The 20821-nt window shown below is 72.8% G+C and carries 16 protein-coding genes; all 16 read right to left on the bottom strand.

Features of this window, described 5'->3' with window-relative positions:
* Nucleotides 1–48: 48 nt before the first annotated feature.
* A complete protein-coding gene (locus S1361_RS21445) occupies nt 49–1269 on the bottom strand; it encodes a cytochrome P450 (protein ID WP_208033424.1) in 1221 nt (406 codons plus the stop codon).
* Nucleotides 1270–1338: 69 nt separating this feature from the next.
* Entirely contained in the window at nt 1339–1806 is a 468-nt protein-coding gene (locus S1361_RS21440; RefSeq protein ID WP_208033423.1) for a hypothetical protein, read from the bottom strand.
* Nucleotides 1807–1809: 3 nt separating this feature from the next.
* Nucleotides 1810–2286 carry a hypothetical protein gene (locus S1361_RS21435; RefSeq protein ID WP_208033422.1) on the bottom strand — a complete coding sequence of 159 codons (477 nt, stop codon included), beginning with the start codon at nt 2284–2286 and terminating at the stop codon, nt 1810–1812.
* 37 nt (nt 2287–2323) lie between these two features.
* Nucleotides 2324–7021, bottom strand: a complete 4698-nt coding sequence (locus S1361_RS21430; RefSeq protein WP_208033421.1) for an RHS repeat-associated core domain-containing protein — start codon at nt 7019–7021, stop codon at nt 2324–2326.
* Between the two features lie 111 nt (nt 7022–7132).
* On the bottom strand, nt 7133–7798 hold the full coding sequence (locus tag S1361_RS21425) for a response regulator (protein WP_208033420.1): 666 nt from the start codon (nt 7796–7798) through the stop codon (nt 7133–7135).
* Complete coding sequence (locus S1361_RS21420; RefSeq protein ID WP_208033419.1) at nt 7795–9165, bottom strand: sensor histidine kinase; 1371 nt, start codon at nt 9163–9165, stop codon at nt 7795–7797. Before S1361_RS21420 ends, S1361_RS21425 begins: the two co-directional genes overlap by 4 nt.
* 95 nt (nt 9166–9260) lie before the next feature.
* Entirely contained in the window at nt 9261–9947 is a 687-nt protein-coding gene (locus S1361_RS21415) for a response regulator (protein ID WP_208033418.1), read from the bottom strand.
* Nucleotides 9944–11350, bottom strand: coding sequence for a sensor histidine kinase (locus S1361_RS21410; protein ID WP_208033417.1), 1407 nt, complete (start codon nt 11348–11350; stop codon nt 9944–9946). The genes S1361_RS21415 and S1361_RS21410 overlap by 4 nt, the downstream gene beginning before the upstream one ends.
* On the bottom strand, nt 11343–12569 hold the full coding sequence (locus S1361_RS21405) for an acyltransferase family protein (RefSeq protein WP_243769250.1): 1227 nt from the start codon (nt 12567–12569) through the stop codon (nt 11343–11345). The genes S1361_RS21410 and S1361_RS21405 overlap by 8 nt, the downstream gene beginning before the upstream one ends.
* Entirely contained in the window at nt 12562–13551 is a 990-nt protein-coding gene (locus tag S1361_RS39315; RefSeq protein WP_243769540.1) for an alpha/beta hydrolase, read from the bottom strand. Before S1361_RS39315 ends, S1361_RS21405 begins: the two co-directional genes overlap by 8 nt.
* Before the next feature lie 760 nt (nt 13552–14311).
* Nucleotides 14312–15223, bottom strand: coding sequence for an alpha/beta hydrolase (locus tag S1361_RS21395; protein ID WP_208033415.1), 912 nt, complete (start codon nt 15221–15223; stop codon nt 14312–14314).
* Nucleotides 15224–15410: 187 nt separating this feature from the next.
* Nucleotides 15411–16622 carry a kynureninase gene (gene kynU / locus S1361_RS21390; protein WP_208033414.1) on the bottom strand — a complete coding sequence of 404 codons (1212 nt, stop codon included), beginning with the start codon at nt 16620–16622 and terminating at the stop codon, nt 15411–15413.
* On the bottom strand, nt 16615–17463 hold the full coding sequence (locus S1361_RS21385) for a tryptophan 2,3-dioxygenase family protein (protein ID WP_208033413.1): 849 nt from the start codon (nt 17461–17463) through the stop codon (nt 16615–16617). The genes kynU and S1361_RS21385 overlap by 8 nt, the downstream gene beginning before the upstream one ends.
* A gap of 151 nt (nt 17464–17614) precedes the next feature.
* Entirely contained in the window at nt 17615–18028 is a 414-nt protein-coding gene (locus S1361_RS21380) for a DUF3151 domain-containing protein (RefSeq protein ID WP_208033412.1), read from the bottom strand.
* A gap of 153 nt (nt 18029–18181) precedes the next feature.
* Nucleotides 18182–19648, bottom strand: coding sequence for an MFS transporter (locus S1361_RS21375; RefSeq protein WP_208033411.1), 1467 nt, complete (start codon nt 19646–19648; stop codon nt 18182–18184).
* A gap of 62 nt (nt 19649–19710) precedes the next feature.
* Nucleotides 19711–20733, bottom strand: a complete 1023-nt coding sequence (fbaA, locus tag S1361_RS21370) for a class II fructose-bisphosphate aldolase (RefSeq protein WP_208033410.1) — start codon at nt 20731–20733, stop codon at nt 19711–19713.
* Between the last annotated feature and the right edge of the window lie 88 nt (nt 20734–20821).

Raw genomic sequence — 20821 nt, 5'->3', positions numbered from 1 at the left:
CCGTCGTGGCCGGTCGCGCAGTTCCCCGCGCCCCTGACGGGGCTCGGATCACCGCACCTCCACGCTCAGTTCCTTCAGGCCCCGGATCACGAAGTTCGGCCTGCGCTCCGGCTCGGCCGCCGGAGCCAGGGTCGGGGCCTGCCGGAGGAGGGCCGTCATGGAGGCCGCCAGCTCCATGCGGGCCAGGGGCGCGCCGATGCAGTAGTGGATGCCGGCGCTGAAGGAGATGTGCGGATTGTCCCCGCGGGTGAGGTCCAGGCGCTCGGGGTCGGCGAAGACCGCCGGGTCGTGGTTGGCGGAGCCGAAGAGCAGGGCGACCTCCGCGCCCCTCGGGATCGTCGTGCCGTCGATCTCGATGTCGTCCAGGACCCAGCGTTCGAAGAGCTGGAGCGGGGTGTCGTAGCGCATCAGCTCCTCGGTCGCGGACGGGACCAGGGAGTGGTCGGCGCGCAGGGCGGCCAGCTGGTCCGGGTTGCGGAACAGCGCCCACCAGCCGTTCACCGTGGCGTTGACCGTGGCCTCGTGGCCCGCGTTGAGCAGCAGGACGGCCGTGGAGATCATCTCCTGCTCGGTGAGGCGGTCGCCCTCGTCGTGGGCGGCGATCAGGCCGGAGACCAGGTCGTCGCCGGGGTCCTTGCGGCGGGCCGCGATCAGCTCCCGGAGGTAGCCGGAGAACTCCACCGACGCCCGGACCGCCTTCGCCGCCGTCTCCCGCGACGGGTTCAGCTCGTACATCCCGCAGATGTCCGCCGACCAGGGCCGCAACTGCGCCCGGTCCGCCTCGGGAATGCCGAGCATCTCGGCGATCACCGCCACCGGCAGCGGTTCCGCCACGTCCGTCAGCAGGTCGCCGCCGCCGTCGCGGACCAGGGCGGCCACCAGCTCGCTCGCCAGCCCGTCGACGTACGGCCTCAGCCGCTCCACCGTGCGGGGGGTGAACGCCTTCGACACCAGGCGCCGGATCCGGGTGTGGTCCGGCGGCTCCAGGTCGAGCATCCCGTGGTCGTTGAGGGTGTGGAACGGCTCGTCCTGCGGCGGGGGCGGGGTCCGGCCGAACTCCTCGTGCGTGAAGCGGTGCTGGTAGGTGCGGCCGAGCCGGCGGTCCCGCAGCAGCGCCGAGACGTCCGCGTGGTGCGGGACCAGCCACTGGTCGGTCGGTTCGTACCGGATCACCCGGCCGCGGGCCCGCAGTTCGGCGTAGGCCGGGTAGGGGTCCGCGACGAACGCCGGGTCCCAGGGATCGAACGCGAGGTCGGTGGGGCCTGCCATGCGGGGACGCTAGCGCGCCGGGCGACGTCTGACCAGGGGCGCCTGCCCGCACGTTCCGACCTTCATGGCTCACACGACGGGCTCGGCGCTGACCAGGACGTAGTCGTAGTGGAGGGGGTCGCCCTCCTCGTCCACCGGGTACTCGTGGCTGCTCTGGTTCGCGAGGATCACCTTCAGCTCGGGCAGGGCGTCGAAGCCGAGGTCGTTCTCCTCGATGGTGTGGCCCCGTTCCGCCAGCTGTTCGCAGAGGTCCTGGCTCGGGGTGCGGAAGACGTCGAGCCCGTCGAGCAGCACCCGGACATCGGCAGCCTCGTTCCGGAAGCGGATCAGCTCCACTCCGCTCAGCGCGCCTTTGCTGAAGCCGAGCACGATGTCCATCCGGGAGTCGTCGTGCGTGAGGACGATCTGCCCCGGCTCCTCGTCGGCGGCGACGGTCCGGAAAAGACCCCGTTCCTCCACCGCGGCGCGCGCTTCCCCGGCCGGCATGCCGAGCCTGAACGGCCCGGCACCGGTCCGCGGACGGATCTCGACGTCCATGGTTCAGACGACGGGGTCCGTACTGACCAGGACGTAGTCGAAGTAGAGGGGGTCGCCCTCCTCGTCCACCGGGTACTCGAACGAGCTGTTGTTGGCGAAGGACATCTTCAGCTCGGGCAGGGCGTGGATGCCCAGATCGTCGTCGTAGGAGACGGCGTGGCCATGCTCCTCCAGCTGCTCGACCAACTCCTCGCTGGGAGTGCGGAAGACGTCCAGCTTGTCGAAGGTGACGGTGATGTCGGCCGCCTCGTCACGGAAGCGCCACAGCTCGATGCCGGTGAGCGTGCCGCCCTCGGGGAAGGACAGGACGTACTGGAAGGCGGAGTCGTCGAAGTTCACGACGTACTTGCCCGGCGGCCGTTCGGCTCCCGGCCGATGGCTGACGCGGCCCAGCGTCGGGGCGATCTCCATCGCCTCGTCGAACGGCATGCCGAACCGGAACGGCCCGACGCCGACGTGCGGCCGGATCTCGACCTCCATGTGTGCTCCTTTCCCGTCGAGGGTCAGTACTACCGGATCACCGTAGTAGCTCGGTCACATCGACGGTCCATCCCCGCTTCGTGAGCATGTCCTGGAAGGGTTTGTTGTCCTTCAGGCTGTTCACCATGTCCTCGATGTGCTGGTCGTACTTGCCCGGGAACCTGCGCTTGATGTCGTCGATGTCCATCCGCATCGCCTCGGTGATGCGCCCCTGGTCCACCAGTTCGCGCTGCCACGTCCGCCATGCCTGTGCCTGGAGATCGCTGCCCGTGCTGTACAGGTCGCGATGGTCGTCGTACTCCATCCGGATCGCCGGGCCGTTGTTGACCTTCTGCTTCTTGTGCGGCTTTCCCGCCCGGTAGAAGCCCGGGTCCGTGATGTTGCGCCAAGCGTCCTTGGGCGGGATGTGGTTGACCTCCATGGCCCCCGGATACTGCGTTCCGTCCGCCTTCCGGTTCGCCGGCAGCAGGCCGCCGTACCAGCCGCCGATCTGCGTGCACCCCTTGGCGACCAGACCCTCCGGGTCCATCCACGTGTAGGGGTTGACGACGTACGCGGCCGGGTTCGGGGCGGGTACGAGGCCCAGCGGGTCCGCCGAGACATAGCGGGCCGTCTCGGGGTCGTAGTGCCGGTTCAGGTTGTAGTGCAGGCCCGTCTCCGGGTCGGCGTACTGGCCGGGGAAGCGCAGCGGCGTGTGGGCCCGCGCGTCGCGGTTGCGGGCGGTGATCCCCCAGACCGTTGAGCGCTTGTACCAGGCGATGTCGCCCTTCTCGTCCACGAGTTCGGTCGGGGTGCCGATGACGTCGGTGACGATGGCGAAGAAGCGGCTGTCCACCTCGCTCTGACCGGCGTCGGCCGGAAGGCGGCGCTCCAGCTGGGCCATCGGCTGCGGCCCCTCGTACTCCCAGGTCAGCGTCACGCCGGTGGCCGTGTCGGTCTCCTCGGCCAGTTGCGTTCCGTCCCAGGCGAAGCGGACCGTGGCCGCGATGCCCTGCCCGTCGGGGCGCATGCGGTGCTTGGCGGTGCGGCGGCCCAGCACGTCGTAGGTGTAGCGCCACACGGTGCCGTCGGGAGTGGTGCAGGAGACCAGGCGGTCCTCCGCGTCCCAGGAGTAGCGCCAGATGTCGGGCTTGCGGGACAGGCGCCGCTTCCGGCGCAGCACGACGCGTCCCGCGGCGTCGTACTCGTACCGCACACCGTCCCCGCCGCGCAGCCGGGTTCCGTCATAGGTCCGCGCGCCGCGGCTCTCGGGATGCCGTGCCCGGTCGGGCCAGTGGGCGTCCGTCTGGTTGCCGACGGCGTCGTAGGCGTAGCGCTCCGACCAGTCGCTGGCGGTGACGCCGAGCGGACGCCCCACCGGGTCGAGGTCGATGTGCCAGGCCGACCCGTCCCGCCGGTCGGTGATGTCCGTCAGGAAACCGTCGGCCCGGTAGCCGTAGGAGCGGTCCCGGAGCGTGCCGCGGGGCGTGGTCAGCGACCGGGCGGCGAGGCGGCCCATCACGTCCCAGTGGGAAGTGAGCGTCACGGACGCCGGCCCGGGGCCGACCGTGCGCCGGGTCTCGCGGCCCAGCAGGTCGTGGGTGAAGCCGAGCGTGTGCCCGGCGAGGTCCACGCGCACCCGGTCGCCCGCGCTGTCGTAGGTGTACGACGTCGTGGCCCCCGTCGGTGTCGTGCGCGAGATCAGTTCGCCGTGCCGGTCGTAGCCGAACCGCATGCTGCGCCCGTCGACGGTCTCCGCCAGCAGGCGGCCCAGGGCGTCGCGTTCCAGGGTGAGCGAGGAGGTCGGGGAGACGGCGGAGACGAGCCGGTCGGCGTCGTCGTAGGTGTAGCGGGTGACCACGCCGTCGGCGTCCTTCGCCAGCACGTTGCCCACCGCGTCGAAGGTGAAGGCGATGCGCTGGCCGAGCGGCGTCGTCCGGGCGACGAGACGGCCCACGGCGTCGTACTCGCAGCGGGTGACGCGTCCGTCGAAGTCGGTCTCGGATTCGGTCAACCCCGACGGGCCGTACCGGTACGTCCACGTCTTCCCCTGCGGGTTGCCGACCGTGCTGATCCGCAGCTCGGTGTCGTACGTGAACTCGTACCGCGCCCCGTCCCTGCCCGTGCGGGCGGCGAGCAGGTCGAACCACGTGTACTCGAAGCGGGTCACGCCGCCGAGCGGATCGGTGTGGGTGAGGCAGTTGCCCTCTTCGTCGTACGTCCACGACTCCGTGGACCCGTCCGGTGCGGTCCGCCGGGTCAGCCAGCCGTCCGCCGTCCATTCCAGGCGGGTGGCGGAGCCCGCCGGGTCGACCGACTCGTACGGCCGGCCGAAGGCGTCCCGGCGCACCGTGTAGGTGGCACCCCGCGGGTCGGTGACCGAGAGGGTCAGGCCCGCCTCGTCGTGGGTACGGGTCTCCGTCTCGCCGGTCGGGAACGTGACCGTGGCCACGGCGCCCGTCGCGTCGTGGGTGAACGTGGTCGCGGTGCCGTCCGGTGCGACGACCGCGGTGCGGTTGCCCCGCTCGTCGAAGACGTTGCGCCACACGGTGCCGTCCGGGCCGGTCGTCGTCTCGGGCAGGTGCAGCGCGTTGTACGTGGTCGAGGCCTGGCGACCGTCCGGGTAGTGGACGGTGAGGAGGTTGCCGGCGTCGTCGTACGTGAACCGGGAGGTGTGCCCCTGCTCGTCGGTGCGGGACAGCAGGTTGTCGTAACGGTCCCACTCGAAGTGCACGGTGTTGCCGAGCGGGTCGGTCTCGCTGATCGTCTGGCGGAGGTGGTTGAAGCGGGTGACGGTGACCGCGCCGGTGGAGTCGGTGAAGCGGGTCTCGCGGGCGGCGGTGTCGTAGGCGAAGCGCGAGGAGAGCGCGCCGTCGGGGCCGATCGTCTCCACGACCCGGCCGGCCGCGTCGTACACATAGCCGTAGGTGTGGCCGTTGCGGTCGGTCCACGAGGTGACGCGGTGCTCGTCGTCGTAGGTGAACCGCAGGGGCACGCCCCGGGAACCCGACACGCCCACCAGGTCGTGGTGCTCGTCGTACGTGAACGAGGCGACCCGGACCGGGCCCTCGGGCGTCTCCAGCTCCAAGGCCGTGACCCGGGCGAGATCCGTGTCCCGGGTGACGCGCACGCGGTAACCGCCCTCGTGGACGAGCGCCGTGGGCAGGCCTTCGTCGTCGCGGACGAACCGCACGCCGTTGCCGTTGCGGTCCTCGATGTCGTTCAGCCAGTACAGGCCGCCCGAGGAGTACGGGCTGCCGGTGAAACGGCGGGTCAGGCCGGAGCGGACGTCGACCGTGGCGTAGGTGACCTCGCCGAGGTCTGATCGCTCCACGAAGGTGAGGGCGATCCGCTCGCCCTCCGCAGGCAGCACCTCCTCGCCCGCCTCGCGCGGCAGGTGCGGATAGACGAGCAGGGACCCGTCGGGGCGGGCCCAGACCGCGCCGGAGCCGGTCGGCTCCAGCCGCTCGTCCAGGGTGGAGGCCCAGCTGGGGCCGAAGCAGTGCCCGTACCCGTATCCGGATATGTGGGTGCGCCGCACCTCCAACGGCAGCACGCCGGGCAGCGCGAGGTCCCTCTGGGAGAGCACCATCTCGCCGCTCGCGATGTCGACCGGGTCGGTCCTGCAGCGACGCTGTCTCAGCACGATCGCCTTCTCGCGGACGCTGTCCAGCACCGTGCGCAGCGACGCGGGGCGCTTGCGGCCCGGTCCGCCGGCCCGCCCGTGGCCGCCGACGTCGTGGCCGCCCTTCTTGCCGCCGTCGATGGCGTTGACCCGGTCGCGGACGCCGAGGTCGATGCCTTTGTGCAGGCGGGAGGTGGCCTTCACCCGGTCCGGGATGGTCTCGGTGACATGCTTGGTGATCTTGGCCAGTGCTTTCTCCGTGCCCTTCAGGGCACCTTCCAGGACGGAGTCGAAGGCCTTGGTGAAGGAGTCCCTGCCGTGAGTACGGCCGAAGGCGCCCCTGGCCTTCACCAGCGAGCCCGAGCCGGCCCGGTGCAGTTCGCCGCCGTGGAAGGAGACCTTGCCCGCGCCGTCCTCGAACTCGACGTGGTCGATTACGGTCCGCTTGCCGGCCCCGGACCCGGCCCCGCCGCCGTCACCGCCGCCGGCGGAGGCCAGCTGCATGCCGCCGCCGTGCTTGCCGCCCGGGCTCCCGTCGCCCGGCACGGGAGGCAGCGAGAAGGCGTCGTCCACCAGGTCGAAGACCATGTCCTCGACCATGGCCTCCAGCTTGGCGTTGACCGGCTCGGTCACCCGCGCCATCAGTTCGTCCACGATCCGGTCGGCGGCCTCGTCGATGATCCGTTTGATCGCCTGGCGCATCGCCACGGTCTCGGCCGCGCCGATGACCGCCGACAGACCACCGGTGAACACGGCGAGCCCCACCGAGATACCCAACGAGGCGGCCATCGCACCGAGTTCGATCTCGGCCTTGGTCTTCATCCCGAAGATGATGTCGGCGACCACGTCACACGCGTCCGCGAACAACCTGGCAATCTCCGGGATCTTCTCCAAGTGCCCCGTCTTGACGTGCGACCAGTGCTTCTCCATCGCATCGACGGCCCAGCCCTGCGAGGAGGACAGGATCCGGGACACCGCCTGGTGGGCGTCACCGCCATGGCCCTCGAACCTGTCCGCGAAGTCCCGCATGGCGTCAGCCATGTCGCGGTAGTCGTCCTCGTCGACGTTCGGCCAGTTGATCCCGATGAAGTCCAGGATCTCGTCGGCCCATCCCGGCAGAACGTAGCCCATCCCCCGTGTGCCTTCCCGTCACCTCGAAGCCGTTCGCGCATGCGAGCCGCACGCATGCACCATCGAACACTAGTTGGTAACAGGAACGGCCGTGCACGACTTGATGGCCGGTCAGCCCGGTGTGACCAGCCTCGCCTCGTAGGCGAACACCGCGGCCTGGGTTCGGTCGCGCAGGCCCAGCTTCACCAGGATGCGGCTCACATGGGTCTTGATCGTCGACTCCGCCACCACCAGCCGTCCGGCGATCTCCGCGTTCGACAGGCCCTGCGCGATCAGGACCAGCACCTCCGTCTCACGTTCCGTCAGTTCCCCGTACGCCGCCTGGGCCCCCGGCATCAGGCGGGGGGTGTCCGCCAGCCGGGAGAACTCCGTGATCAGCCGTTTGGTGACCGAGGGCGCCAGGAGCGCCTCGCCGTCCGCCACCACCCGCACCCCGTCGGCCAGTTGGCGCGCCGAGGCGTCCTTGAGCAGGAAGCCGGAGGCGCCCGCGCGCAGCGCCTGGTACACGTACTCGTCCAGGTCGAACGTGGTCAGCACCAGCACCTTCGCCGTCCCGTCGGCGGCGACGATCTCCCGGGTCGCCTCGATGCCGTTCAGCTCCGGCATGCGGATGTCCATCAGGACGACGTCCGGGGACAGTTCCCGCACCCGCTCGACCGCCTCCCGGCCGTTGACCGCCTCGCCGACGACCTCGATGCCCGGCATCGCGTTCAGCAGCACGGAGAAACCCTCGCGGACCATCATCTGGTCGTCCGCGATCAGTACGCGGATCGTCATGCCCCGTCCTCGGTCGCAGGGGCCGCCGCCGGCACCGGCAGGAAGACCGTCACCTCGTAGCCGCCCTCGGCCGTGGGGGCCGCCGTCATCTCGCCGCCGAGCATCGAGACACGCTCCCGCATGCCCGTGATCCCGTGCCCGGCACCGGGAGAGGGCTTCACCAGGTGCGGGGCGGGCGGCGGGCCGTTGACCACGCGCAGGCCCAGGCCGCCGAGGACATAGCCGATCTCGACCCGGGCGGTGGCGCCCGGAGCGTGGCGCAGCGTGTTGCTCAGCGCCTCCTGCACGATCCGGTACGCCGACAGCTCCACACCCTGCGGGAGTTCGCGCACCGCGCCGGTCACCGCCTTCTCCACCGCCAGGCCGGCCTCGCGCACGTTGGCCAGCAGGCCGTCCAGATCGGCCAGGGTGGGCTGCGGGGCGTCCGGGGCCTCGTAGTCCTCCGCGCGGACCACGCCGAGGACCCGGCGCAGCTCGGTCAGGGCCGCCACCGCGTTCTCCCGGATGGTGGCGAACGCCTTCTCCAGCTCCGGCGGCGGGTTCTCCACCCGGTAGGGCGCGGCCTCCGCCTGGATGGCGACCACCGACATGTGGTGGGCGACCACGTCGTGCAGTTCACGGGCGATCGTGGTGCGCTCCTCCAGCAGGGTGCGCCGCGAACGCTCGTGCTCGGTCACCGTCTGCTGGGCGGTCACCTCCTGCTCGGCCTGCCGGCGTATGTGCCCGACCGTGACGACCAGCAGCGCCAGCGCGGACACGACCAGCATGGGGGCGGTGTCGGTGTCGTAGTGCGCGTAGCCGAAGACGGTCTCGGCCCAGAAGCCGTACAGCGCGGTCAGCAGCCACATCCAGGCCGCCGTGCGCGGGCGGGTGCGGATCGCGACGATCGTGAGCACCAGCAGATGGGAGACGAGGCTGCCGGGCAGCCAGGGCCAGCTGCCCCAGGTGCTGCCGAGGACCGCGGTGGCCGCCGTCGCGGCGAACGACAGCCAGAACGCGCCGACCGGGCGCACCAGGGTGAGCAGCACCGGGGCCAGGGCGAGCAGCCCGCACAGCACGGTCCCGCCGCCGGCGTCCGAGCCCGCCACGCCCACGAGCATCGCCACGACTCCGCCGCACACCACCACGGCGTGCGGGGTCCAGGCCGCGTAGCGCTTCATCCGCTCGGAGAGATGGCGGGTCACGGGGCCGTCCACCGCCATGCGGGGCAGCGGCCGGTAGGCGAAGGCCTGGTGGAACAGGTCCTGCCGCAGCCCGCGCAGGGCGTCCGCCGCCGCGCGGAACTCGGGGCTGCGCGGCTTGTACGGCTCGAACGCGCCGTCCGGCGGATCCGGCGGCGTCGACTGCGTCTGGGTCGTCTCGATCACGTGGGAAACGGTAGGCGCGGACCGGGTGCGCGGTCGTCCCCTTGGAGGAGGGTCCTGGGAGGTCCCTCTCAGGTACTACGGGCCACCCGTGAAGGTCAGCGGCTCCCGGGCCGGACCACGCCCGACTCGTAGGCGAACACCGCCGCCTGGGTGCGGTCGCGCAGGCCCAGCTTGACCAGGATGCGGCCGACGTGGGTCTTCACGGTCTGCTCGGCCACGACCAGCCGCTCGGCGATCTCCGCGTTCGACAGGCCCTGCGCGATCAGCGCCAGCACCTCCGTCTCCCGCTCCGTGAGGTCGCCGACGCGCCGCCTGAGCGGGGCGCGGCCGCTGCCGTTGCCGTCCAGGCGGGAGAACTCGGCGATGAGCCGGCGGGTGATGCCGGGGGCCAGGAGGGCGTCGCCCGCGGCCACGACCCGCACCGCCTCGGCCAGCTTGTCCGCGGAGGCGTCCTTGAGCAGGAAGCCGGACGCCCCCGCCCGCAGCGCGTCGTACACGTACTCGTCCAGGTCGAACGTGGTCAGCACCAGCACTCTGACGGCGGGATGGTCCTCGGTGATCCGGCGGGTCGCCTCGATGCCGCCCAGCTCCGGCATCCGGACGTCCATCAGCACCACGTCCGGTGCCAGTTCGGCGGTCCGGGCGATCGCGTCCCGGCCGTGCACCGCCTGCCCGACCACCTCGATGTCGGGCTGGGCGTCGAGCAGCACGGTGAAGCCCTGCCGCACCATCTCCTGGTCGTCGGCGATGAGGACCCGGATGCTGCCGGTACCGCTGGTCATGGGGTCTGGTCTCCTGTCGGTGGCTGGTCGGGCGGGGTCGGGGCGCTGTCCCCGGGGAGGAAGGCCGTGACGCTGAAGCCGCCGCCCGAGGTGCTCTCCGCGATGACGTGGCCGCCGAGCATCGCCGCCCGCTCCCGCATGCCGAGCAGTCCGTGCCCGGCGCCCGGGGACGGCGGGGCGGGGTGCCGGGGCGGGGAGTTGGTCACCTTCAGGTGCAGGCCCTTCGGCAGGTGCCCGACCTCGACGCCGACCCGGGCCCCCGGCGCGTGCCGCAGGGCGTTGCTCAGCGCCTCCTGCACGATCCGGTACGCCGACAGCTCCACCCCCGGAGCGTACGGCCGGACCTCGCCGACGACCTCCGCGGTCACGTCCAGCCCGGCCGCGCGGGTGTTCTCGATCAGCACGTCGAGCCGGTCCAGCGTGGGCTGGGGGGCGTCCGGGGCCGCTCCGGTGCCGGGGCCGCCCAGGCCGTAGGGGTCCTCGGGGTTCTCGGAGCGCAGCACGCCGAGCACCCGGCGCAGTTCGGTGAGTGCCTCCAGGGCGTTGCCGCGGATGCCGGCGAGGTTCTCCAGCAGCTCCTCGGAGGGCTCCTTCACCAGGTGGGGGGCCACCTGGGCCTGGATCGAGATCACCGACATGTGGTGGGCGACCACGTCGTGCAGCTCGCGGGCGATCCGGTTGCGCTCCTCCAGCAGGGTGCGGCGGGCCCGCTCCTCGGCGGTGATCGTCGTCTGCTGGACCAGTGCGCGACGGGCCTCCTGGCGGCTGCGCAGGGTGCCGCCGATGGCGACGGCGATGCCGAACAGGCCGACGGCGACCGTGCCGGTACCGGAGTAGTGCCCGGTCGCCAGGCCGGCCTGCAGGACGTAGGTCACCGCGGTGGTCACGAGGAGCACGGTCAGCGTGCCGCTCAGCCGCACGCGCAGCGCGAAGAGGAGCAGCACGGCCATGTGGGCCAGCAACGTCGGCGTGGACCAAGGCCAGTTGGGGCCGGACGACGCGACGGACTCCAGATGGGGACGGGCCAGCAGGGCGACAGCGGTGGCGGCGGTCAGGGACACCGCCCAGGCGGGCACGGGACGCCGGACGGCCAGCACGACAGCGGCGGCCTGGGCGGACGTGGTGAGGAGGGCGACGGGGTAGGCGAGGCCGTACGACTCGGAGACGTCGACGCCGCCGGCGAGGGCGATGGCCAGGGCCGCCCAGGCCAGGAAGAGGTAGGTGAGGAGGCGGACCCAGCGGTACCTGGAGAAGGGCGGCGAGTGGCGGGTGGGGGCCTCGCCCAGCCAGGCGCGCAGGCGCCGGCCGAAGCGGGCGGTGTCGCCGGACGGGAGCCGCGGGCCCTCGGCGGGGGCGGGTCTGGGGCTCGGGTCCGCGGGCTTCACGAGGTCAACCTTAGGCATGGTGGGGGGACTTCGTCGGCGGGAGATGGCGGTGGACCGTCCGGGACGGGCGGTTGCGGGGGCGGCGCGGTCCCTGTTCGTGGTGGCGGAAGGCGGCCCGGCACACGGTCAGCGCCAGGAGGAACAGGGGCAGCCAGGCGAGGCGGTACGCCACCCAGGCCGGGGAGTCGGGAGCGGTGTGCAGGCCGGGCAGGCGGCCGGCCAGGAGACCCGTGGCCGTCACGGCCATCATGGCCGTCTGGTGCCACAGGAATATCGTCATCACCGAGAGGTTGACGAGCGCCACGGCCGCCCACGCGAGCGGGCGGGCCAGCGCACGGCGCAGCCGGTCGCGCAGCAGCAGCGCCAGGCCGCACTGGGCCAGGCCGAACGTGACGGCCGCCAGGGTCGGGGGGTTCAGGTTGGAGACCGCGCTGCCCGGGACGCCGACCATGGACGCCGGGTAGCCCGCGCACCCGACGAGGACCGCGGTGGCCGCGGCGCCGCCGAGGAGGAGGGCCCACGCCGAGCGCCGGCTGTGCAGCTCGCCCCGGGCCCAGGCCGCGCCGAGGGTGTAGGGGACCAGCCAGCCGGCGGCCAGGTTCACCCAGCCGAGCCAGGACGGGCCGAGGTGCAGGCCGAAGCGGAGCAGGTCCACGTGCAGGACCACGGCGAGCGGCCAGAGCGGGTTCAGGCGGGTGACGAGCGGGGTGAGGGCCGTCAGCGCGGCGAAGACCAGCAGGAACCACAGGGGGGACAGCGCCAGGTTCAGCAGGGTGTGGAGGGTGGCCGGGGAGGCGCCGGTGAGCAGCAGGGTGGTGGCCGCCACCGTCCACAGGGTGAGGAGGGCGGCGACCGGGCGGAGCAGGCGGGTCAGGCGGGCCCGCAGCCAGTCGGCGCAGGAGTCGCCCCTCGCGCGGGCCGAGGCCAGGCCGCGGGCCGCCACCTGGCCGCCGACCAGGAAGAACACGGCCAGGGTCTGGAACAGCCAGGAGACCGGGGCCAGCCGGGGCATGTGCTGCAACGGGCTCGCCGTGTGCAGCGCGCCGTCCTGCGCGACCAGGGCGGTGACCAGCCAGTGGCCGAGGACGACGCCGAGGATCGCCACGGCGCGCAGGGCGTCGACCGCGCGGTCGCGGGAGGCGGGGGTGGCGGCGTCCACGCGGTGGGCGCCCTGGCGGATCGCGTGCAGTGCGCGGTGCGGGGCGTGGGGGCGGGCGCTCGGGGCCGGCTCAGCCACGGGTTACCTCCGAGGGGGCGTCGAGGGTGATCCGGGCGAGGTTGGCGAGGGAGGCCGAGCCCGGGGTGAAGTAGCCGCTGTGGTCGGCACCGGCCGCGTCGAAGACGCGGGCGCCGAAGGCGGGGGAGACGGGGTCGGTGCCGAAGCCGACGGTGGTGCCGAAGAGGTCGGCACGGATGTGCGGGACGTCTGCCACCCAGTCGCCGGTGCCGCGGGCCGCCCAGATCCGGGCGCGGGTGTGCAGGGCGGCGGCGGAGTCCGCGGTGGTGCCGGGGCTGCCGACGAGGGCGATGTCGTCCGCGTCGAGGCCGGGGGCGGCCCGGCCGCAGACCACCGAGCCGTAGGAGTGGCACAGGAGGGAGACGTGCGCGCCGGCGGGGGTCACGGTGTGCAGCCGGTGGACGAAGGCGCGCAGGCGCGGGGCGGCTTCGTCGGCTCGGGTGGTGGTGGCCACGGTGGTGCCGACCGTGGCCGGGGTCTCGTAGCCGAGCCAGGCGACGACGGCGACGTGGGTGTGGTGGCGGGTGAGTTCCTCGTACAGGGACGCGGCGGCTCGGTGGAAGCGGGCGTAGGTGTCCAGGGAGGTGTCCGAGCCGGGGACCAGGACGGCGATGTGCTGTGCGTGCGTGAGGTCGCCGAGGACCTCGGTGGCCTGGCCTTCTCCCCGGCCGTCGAAGGTGAGGAGGTGGCGGGACGGGGAGGCGAGGGCCTGGTCCGCCGCGGCGCGGTGGGGGTCTCCGTGGGCGGCGGCCATGCGGGCGGCCTCGGCGGCGTTCTCCCGGTTCGCCTCGTAGGTGGCGTGCAGGGTGGAGGGGGTGAGGGTGGTGAGGGGTGCGGGGGGTGGGGCGGGGATGCCCGGGCGGGCCGCGCCGGCGAGGGGGACGACCACGGCGGCGGTGAGCAGTGCCGGGAGGAGGGTTCGGCGGACGGCTCGGAGGGGGTGGGGGCGGTGGGTTTTCGGGCGCGGGGCGGTGTTGCCCACCGGCACCGCCCGTGCGGCTCCCGCCGTCGGCTGCGGGTGGCTCCCTTGGGACGAACTCACCGTCGCCGGCCGTGGGTTGTCGGGACGCGGAGAAGGCCCGGAGCCGCCGGACCGTACAGCACGGCCGGTACCGCCTGCCGGCCCGCGCCGAACCGCACCCACGCAAGCCGAAAACGCCGCCGGACCGCGCGAGGGCGCACCGGGGTGGGACGGGAGGACCGCCGGACCACCCAACCAGTCACCGGACGCAGGCGAAAAGGACCCCGGGCCGCCCCACCGGTCGCCAGGTGCAGGCGGAAAGAGCGCCGGACCACCCAACCAGTCACCGGACGCAGGCCGAAAGGACCCCGGGCCACCCAACCGGTCGCCGGGTGCAGGCGGGAGGACCGCCGGACCACCCAACCAGTCACCGGACGCAGGCGAAAAGGACCCCGGGCCGCCCCACCGGTCGCCAGGTGCAGGCGGAAAGAGCGCCGGACCACCCAACCGGTCACCGGACGCAGGCGGAAAGAGCGCCGGGCCGCCCCACCGGTCGCCGGGTGCAGGCGGAAAGGACGCCTGGGTGGGGTGGGTTGGGTCGGGATGGGGGTGCCCCATGGGTGGCTTCCTTTCCGGGGGCCCGGGTGGTGGGCCTGGGTGGGAAGGAAGTTACGGAGTGGGGGCAGTCGCCGGCGTCCCGCCGGGGAGCTGTCCTGGGGGGTAGCTCTCAGGTATTACGGGTAGCACCGGGGCCGGCCCACAAGGGGGCTGACCCCGTTGTCTACCAAGCCAGTTGGGCGATCTCCTCCGCCACCACCGCGCACGCGTCGGCCGCGGGGTCGATCAGCGGGAAGTGGCCCACGTCCGCCAGCAGCGTCACCCCGACCATCTCTCCCGCCTTCGCCGCCGCCTCCGCGTACGACTCGGCCACCTGCTGCGGCACCACCAGGTCGCTACGGCCCTGGACAAGGGTCGTGGCGATGCCCGTCGGCAGGAGCAGCACCGGGTCCGCGTACGGGCGGCGCAGGGCGAACCCGTCCTGCCCGCCGAGGAGTTGCAGGGACGCGTGCTCACAGACGCCCAGCTTCTCCGCCACCTCGAAGTCCGCGATCGGGGCGAGCGCGACGACACCGCGCAGCGGCGCCGGGCGGTCCGTGCGCCAGGCGGCGTCCGCGGGGAGGACATGACGGGCCGCCGCCCACAGCGCCAGATGACCGCCCGCCGAGTGGCCGGTCAGCACCGTACGGCGGGGATCCGCCTGCGGCAGCGCCTCGCGGACCAGCGCGGGCAGGGCGTCCAGGGCCGCCGCGACGTCGTCGAAGGTGTCGGGCCAGCGACCGGCCGGCGGCGTGCCGTCGGCCGGAACACCCCCGGCACCACCGGCACCCCCCGCATCGCCCGCACCACCCCGTCGGTACTCCACGTTGGCCACCGCGAAGCCCCTGCGAGCCAGGTGGTCCGCGAAGGGCGTGATGTGGCGACGGTCGTAGCGGGCGCGCCAGGCGCCGCCGTGCAGGACCACCACCAGCGGGGCGAGCGAGGCGGGGTCCGGGCCGGGGCGGGGAGCGTAGAAGTCGATCACCTGGTCGGGGTGGTCACCGTACGCGGCCGTGACGTCGGGATCGACCGGGGAGTGCGAGAAGGCCGACTCCTCTTCGGCGGCGGCACGGGCTGCTGCGGCGTCGTCCGGCATGCTCCAACCTCTCAGCGACAGGACAAGTTCGGCGGACCAGGTGGGAAATCGGCCGTCGGCCGGGACGGTATCAGCACGGTGACGTGCGGCGATACGGGGATGTCACGCACGGTGAGGTGCATCGGTTCGTCGGGCGGGACACCCGGGGCCGCGCGCCGCCCGGCGCGGGGCCCCGGTACCGCCGGTGCTAGGCCAGCTCCTCCCCCAGCACCCGGGCCGCCCGCTCCACGTCCCGGAAGCCCACGTACAGCGGGGTGAAGCCGAAGCGGAGGACGTCGGGGTGGCGGAAGTCGCCCACCACTCCCCGGGCGATCAGGCGCTTCATCACCGCACCCGCGTCCGGGCAGCGCAGGGCGATCTGGCTGCCGCGCTCCACGTGCCGCCGGGGGGTCACGCACTCCACCCGGCCCGGCTCGGTGTACTCGTCCACGCACCGCAGGAAGAAGTCCGTCAGCGCCAGGGACTTGGCGCGGACGGCGTCGACCGACACCCCGTCCCAGACGTCGAGGGCGGCCTCCAGCGCCAGCAGGGAGAGGATGTCCGGGGTGCCCACCCGGCCGCGGAGCGCGCCCGCCGCCGGGGCGTAGGACGGGCTCATGCCGAAGGGCTCGGCGTGCGAGTTCCAGCCGGGCAGCGGGGAGTCGAAGCGGTCCTGCAGTTCCCGCCGCACGTACAGGTACGCCGGTGAACCCGGGCCGCCGTTCAGGTACTTGTAGGTGCAGCCGACCGCGAGATCGACACCGTGCTCGTCCAGGCCCACCGGCAGCGCGCCCGCGCTGTGGCACAGGTCCCAGACCACGAGGGCGCCGGCGGCGTGGACCGCGGCGGTGAGCGCCGGGAGGTCGTGCAGCCGGCCGGTGCGGTAGTCGACGTGGTTGAGCAGCACCGCGGCGGTGCGCTCGCCCAGCGCCGCCGGTACCTCGTCCGGGGTCACCGGGCGCAGCGTACGGCCGGTCAGCCGGGCCGCCGACTCGGCGATGTAGCCGTCCGTGGGGAAGGTCGTGGCGTCCACCAGGAGTTCGTCCCGGCCGTCGGCCGCCATGCGGATCGCGGCGACCACCGCCTTGAAGACGTTGACGCTGGTGGAGTCGCCGACGACGATCTGGCCGGGTGCCGCGCCGACCAGCGGGGCGATCCGGTCGCCGATCCGCTCGGGCGCCGTCCACCAGCCGCTCTCCTCCCAGGAGCGGATGCGCAGTTCACCCCACTGGCGGCGGACGACGTCCGCGACCCGGTCGGGGACGTGCGCGGGCAGCGCGCCCAGGGAGTTGCCGTCCAGGTAGACCCCCGCTGCGCCGGCCGCGTCATCGGAGGCGGTGTCGAGGACGAAACGGTCCCGCAGGGAGGCGAGTTCGTCGGCCTCGTCCAGTTTCTGCGCGAGCAGGGGCAGCTCAGACATGGGACCTCGCCGTCCACAGCTCGGGGAAGACGTTCTTCCGGGCGCGCTTCTCCAGCCACGCCACGCCCGCGGAGCCGCCGGTGCCGGCCTTGGCGCCCATCGCGCGCCGGGTGGCGACCAGGTGGTCGTTGCGCCAGCGCCAGACCAGTTCGGCGACGTCGGTCAGCGCCTCGCCGAGGCGGGCCAGCTCGTCGCTCTCGTCACCCGCGTAGACGGCGGTCCAGGCGGCCTCGACGGCCTCCGAGGGCTCGTACCGCTCGGAGACGTCCCGGTGCAGCACGGAGTCGGGGACGGCGTGGCCGCGGCGGGCGAGGAGCCGTACCACCTCGTCGTACAGGCTCGGCTCGTGCAGGGCCTTCTCCAGTTCCGCGTGGACGCGGGGGGCGCCGCGGTGCGGTACGAGCATGGAGGCGGACTTCTCGCCGAGCAGGAACTCCAGGCGCCGGTACATCGCCGACTGGAAGCCGGAGCCCTCGCCGAGCGCGCTGCGGTAGGAGTTGAACTGGGCCGGGGTCAGCTGGCCGAGCGGCTTCCAGGAGGCGTTCAGGGCCTCCAGTTCCCGCACGGAGCGCTTCAGCGCGGCGATCGCGGTGGGCACGTCGTCCGAGCGGAGCGCCTGTGCGGCGGTCTCCCACTCGTGCACGATGACGGTGAACCACAGCTCCATGACCTGGGTGGTCACCAGGAAGACCATCTCTCCGGGGTCGTCGGAGAGGGTGTGCTGGAGGTGGGTGAGGACGTCTGCCCTGACGTAGTCCTCGTACGGCGTCGTCCCCGCGAAATCCAGGTTCGGGGTCTCGGGCTCAGCGGCCTCGTAAGGGGGGTGAGCCTTTTGGGACATCGCTGTCTCCTGTTGTTACTCCGGGTAGCGGTCCGCCCCTGCCGATGCCGGCACGGGGGCCCCGGTCCCCACCCCGCATCCTCCGCAATGACCCCGGCCACGGCAAGGCCCGTCTGCTGCCAGACGGGCCACACCGAATGTCCCGCCGCCGTCAGCCCAGGGTCTGGGCCGCCGTCGGCGAGGAGTCCTTCAGGAACTGTGTGCAGCGCTCGTACTCGTCCTGCTCTCCGATCGCCTGCGCGGCGCGGGCGAGGGCGTGCAGGGCGCGCAGGAAGCCGCGGTTCGGCTCGTGCTCCCAGGGGACCGGGCCGTGGCCCTTCCAGCCGCTGCGGCGCAGGGCGTCAAGGCCGCGGTGGTAGCCGGTGCGGGCGTAGGCGTACGACTCCACGACCGCGCCCCGCTCGAACGCCTCGTCGGCCAGCTGGGCCCAGGCGAGGGAGGAGGTCGGGTGCTGGGCGGCGACGTCCGCGGGGGCGGTGCCGGCCGCCAGGGCCTGGCGGGGCTCCGGGTCGTCGGGGAGGTGGGTGGGGGGCGGACCGCCAAGGAGGTTCTCGTGAATCGTCATGGGTTCAGTCTGGCGTACGGGTACGGGGAGCGGCTCGGCATGGGGGTGCGGCAGGCGCCCCGGAGGGGCGCGGGGAACTGCGCGACCAGCCACAACGAACCCGCAGCCGGACACCACGCCCGGACACCACGGCCGCAGCACACCTCGGCACCGTCACGCCCGTCGCCACCCCCGGCCCCCCGCCTCCAGCGGCGGAGCCGTCACGTTGCCGTGGGTCCGGCATTCGGGGCGGCGGCAGCCGGGGGCCGGGCGGCGGACCAGGGCGAACGCCACGGCCGAGCCCAGCACCAGCACCCCCGCGCAGATCGGCATCGCCCGGTCGAACGCCGCGTCGAAGGCGGCCGGGGAGCGGTACGCCTCCGGGCCCATCCCGGCGAGCAGCGGGAGCGCCGCCACCGCCACCAGGCCCGCCGCGCGCGCCGCCGCGTTGTTGATGCCGCTGGCCAGGCCCGCCCGCGCGGGGTCGACGGAGGCGAGGACCGTGGCGGTCAGCGGGGCCACCAGGGTGACCATGCCGGCGCCCATGACCAGGAGGGCCGGGAGCACGTCGGTGAGGTAGTCCGCGTCCGTCCCCACCCGCAGCATCAGCAGCATCGCCGCCGCACAGAGCAGGGGGCCGACCGTCAGCGGCAGGCGGGGACCCGTGCGGTCGGCGAGGGCGCCGGAGCGGGAGGAGAACAGGAGCATCAGGGCCGTGGTGGGGAGCAGGGCCGTACCGGCGGCCAGCGGGGAGTAGCCGGCCACCACCTGGAGCTGGAGGGCGGTGAGGAAGAAGAACCCGCCGAAGGCCGCGTACACGCACAGGGTGACGAGGTTGACCGCCGTGAACTGGCGGGAGGCGAAGACGTCCGGCGGGAGCATCGGGTCCGGGCGGTGCCGCTCGACGTGCACGAAGGCCACGGCCGCCGCCAGGCCCGCCACCGCGGACACCGCCACCGCCGCCGAGCCGGCGCGGGCCTCGATGAGCGCGTACGTCAGCAGGGCGAGCGCGAGGGCGCCGAGGGCCGCGCCGAGGACGTCGAAGCGGCCGTGGGCGCGGTGGTCTGCGGATTCCGGTACGTGCCGGCGGGCGACCGGTACGCACAGCAGCGCCAGCGGCACGTTGAGCAGGAACACCCAGCGCCAGCCGGGGCCGGCCACCAGCCAGCCGCCGAGGAAGGGGCCGACGGCGGCGCCGATGCCGCCGAAGCCGGACCACAGGCCGACCGCGCGGCTGCGGTCGTCGGGGTGGAAGGACGCCTGGATCAGCGCGAGCGAGCCGGGGGTGAGGAGGGCGCCGCCGATGCCCTGCAACGCGCGCGCGGCGATCAGTACGGCGGTGCTCGGCGCCAGACCGCACAGCAGGGAGGCGGCGGCGAACCACACCACGCCCAGGACGAAGATCTTCCGCCGGCCGTAGCGGTCGCCGAGCGAGCCGCCCAGCAGGATCAGCCCGGCCAGCGTGACCATGTACGCGTTGACCGTCCACTGCAGGGCGGCGAGGTCGGCGTCGAGGTCGTGGCCGATGCGCGGCAGGGCGACGTTGACGACGGTGGAGTCCAGCATCGCCATGCTGGAGCCGAGGACCGTGGTGAGCAGGATCCACTTGCCCTGGGGCGAGGCCAGCCGGACGTCGGGCATGCCCCCAGGTATACAGCGGGCCCGACGGCATGGACAGCCGCCGGACCCGCCGCACCCACCGCTTACTTGATCTTGTTGCCCGCCGAGCGCAGGTTCTGCGTGGCCTGCACGACGCGCGCGGCCATGCTCGCCTCGGCCAGCTTGCCCCACGTCCGCGGGTCGTAGGCCTTCTTGTTGCCGACCTCGCCGTCGACCTTCAGGACGCCGTCGTAGTTCTGGAACATGTGGCCGGCGACCGGACGGGTGAAGGCGTACTGGGTGTCCGTGTCGATGTTCATCTTCACGACGCCGTTCTCCAGCGCGGTGAGGATCTCCTGCTCGGTGGAGCCGGAGCCGCCGTGGAAGACGAAGTCGAACGGCGAGGCCTTGCCGAACTTGGCGGCGACGCCGTCGTTCAGCTCCTTCAGCAGCTCCGGGCGGAGGACGACGTTGCCCGGCTTGTACACGCCGTGCACGTTGCCGAAGGAGGCGGCCAGCAGGTAGCGGCCCTTCTCGCCCAGGCCCAGCGCCTCGGCGGTGCGGATCGCGTCGTCGACGGTGGTGTACAGCTCGTCGTTGATCTCGTGCGAGACGCCGTCCTCCTCGCCGCCGGTGGGGGTGATCTCCACCTCAAGGATGATCTTGGCGGCGCGGGCCTGCTCCAGCAGCTCCTGGGCGATCTCCAGGTTGTCGGCGAGGGTCTCGGCCGAGCCGTCCCACATGTGGGACTGGAACAGCGGGGTGAGGCCGGCGTCGACGCGCTTCTTGGAGAGCGCCAGCAGCGGACGCACGTACCCGTCGAGCTTGTCCTTCGGGCAGTGGTCGGTGTGCAGCGCGATGTTGACCGGGTACTTCTCGGCGATGATGTGCGCGTACTCGGCCAGCGCGACCGCGCCGGTGACCATGTCCTTGCTGTACTGACCGCCGAGGAACTCGGCACCGCCGGTCGAGATCTGGACGATGCCGTCGCTCTCCGCCTCCGCGAAGCCGCGCAGCGCCGCGTTCAGGGTCTGCGAGGAGGTCACGTTGATGGCCGGGTAGGCGAACTTGCCTGCCTTCGCCCGGTCGAGCATCTCGTTGTAGACCTCGGGGGTTGCGATGGGCATCTGTCCGCTCCTCGTGTTGCGGGTTGGGTTCTGCGTTACGGCCCTGACCTAGACCTGGGGTGGTGACGTCGTCGTCGGCCCCATCTTT

The organism is Streptomyces cyanogenus (assembly GCF_017526105.1).
Lineage (GTDB): Bacteria > Actinomycetota > Actinomycetes > Streptomycetales > Streptomycetaceae > Streptomyces > Streptomyces cyanogenus.
Note: the sequence above shows the minus strand (reverse complement) of the source record. Positions and strands in the feature narration are given on the sequence as shown.

Excerpts from the sequence above, each read along its gene's own strand:
- S1361_RS21445 (WP_208033424.1), bottom strand. The coding sequence starts at position 1,269 with ATGGCAGGCCCCACCGACCTCGCGTTCGATCCCTGGGACCCGGCGTTC.
- S1361_RS21440 (WP_208033423.1), bottom strand. The coding sequence starts at position 1,806 with ATGGACGTCGAGATCCGTCCGCGGACCGGTGCCGGGCCGTTCAGGCTC.
- S1361_RS21435 (WP_208033422.1), bottom strand. The coding sequence starts at position 2,286 with ATGGAGGTCGAGATCCGGCCGCACGTCGGCGTCGGGCCGTTCCGGTTC.
- S1361_RS21430 (WP_208033421.1), bottom strand. The coding sequence starts at position 7,021 with ATGGGCTACGTTCTGCCGGGATGGGCCGACGAGATCCTGGACTTCATC.
- S1361_RS21425 (WP_208033420.1), bottom strand. The coding sequence starts at position 7,798 with ATGACGATCCGCGTACTGATCGCGGACGACCAGATGATGGTCCGCGAG.
- S1361_RS21415 (WP_208033418.1), bottom strand. The coding sequence starts at position 9,947 with ATGACCAGCGGTACCGGCAGCATCCGGGTCCTCATCGCCGACGACCAG.
- S1361_RS21410 (WP_208033417.1), bottom strand. The coding sequence starts at position 11,350 with ATGCCTAAGGTTGACCTCGTGAAGCCCGCGGACCCGAGCCCCAGACCC.
- S1361_RS21395 (WP_208033415.1), bottom strand. The coding sequence starts at position 15,223 with ATGCCGGACGACGCCGCAGCAGCCCGTGCCGCCGCCGAAGAGGAGTCG.
- kynU (WP_208033414.1), bottom strand. The coding sequence starts at position 16,622 with ATGTCTGAGCTGCCCCTGCTCGCGCAGAAACTGGACGAGGCCGACGAA.
- S1361_RS21385 (WP_208033413.1), bottom strand. The coding sequence starts at position 17,463 with ATGTCCCAAAAGGCTCACCCCCCTTACGAGGCCGCTGAGCCCGAGACC.
- S1361_RS21380 (WP_208033412.1), bottom strand. The coding sequence starts at position 18,028 with ATGACGATTCACGAGAACCTCCTTGGCGGTCCGCCCCCCACCCACCTC.
- S1361_RS21375 (WP_208033411.1), bottom strand. The coding sequence starts at position 19,648 with ATGCCCGACGTCCGGCTGGCCTCGCCCCAGGGCAAGTGGATCCTGCTC.
- fbaA (WP_208033410.1), bottom strand. The coding sequence starts at position 20,733 with ATGCCCATCGCAACCCCCGAGGTCTACAACGAGATGCTCGACCGGGCG.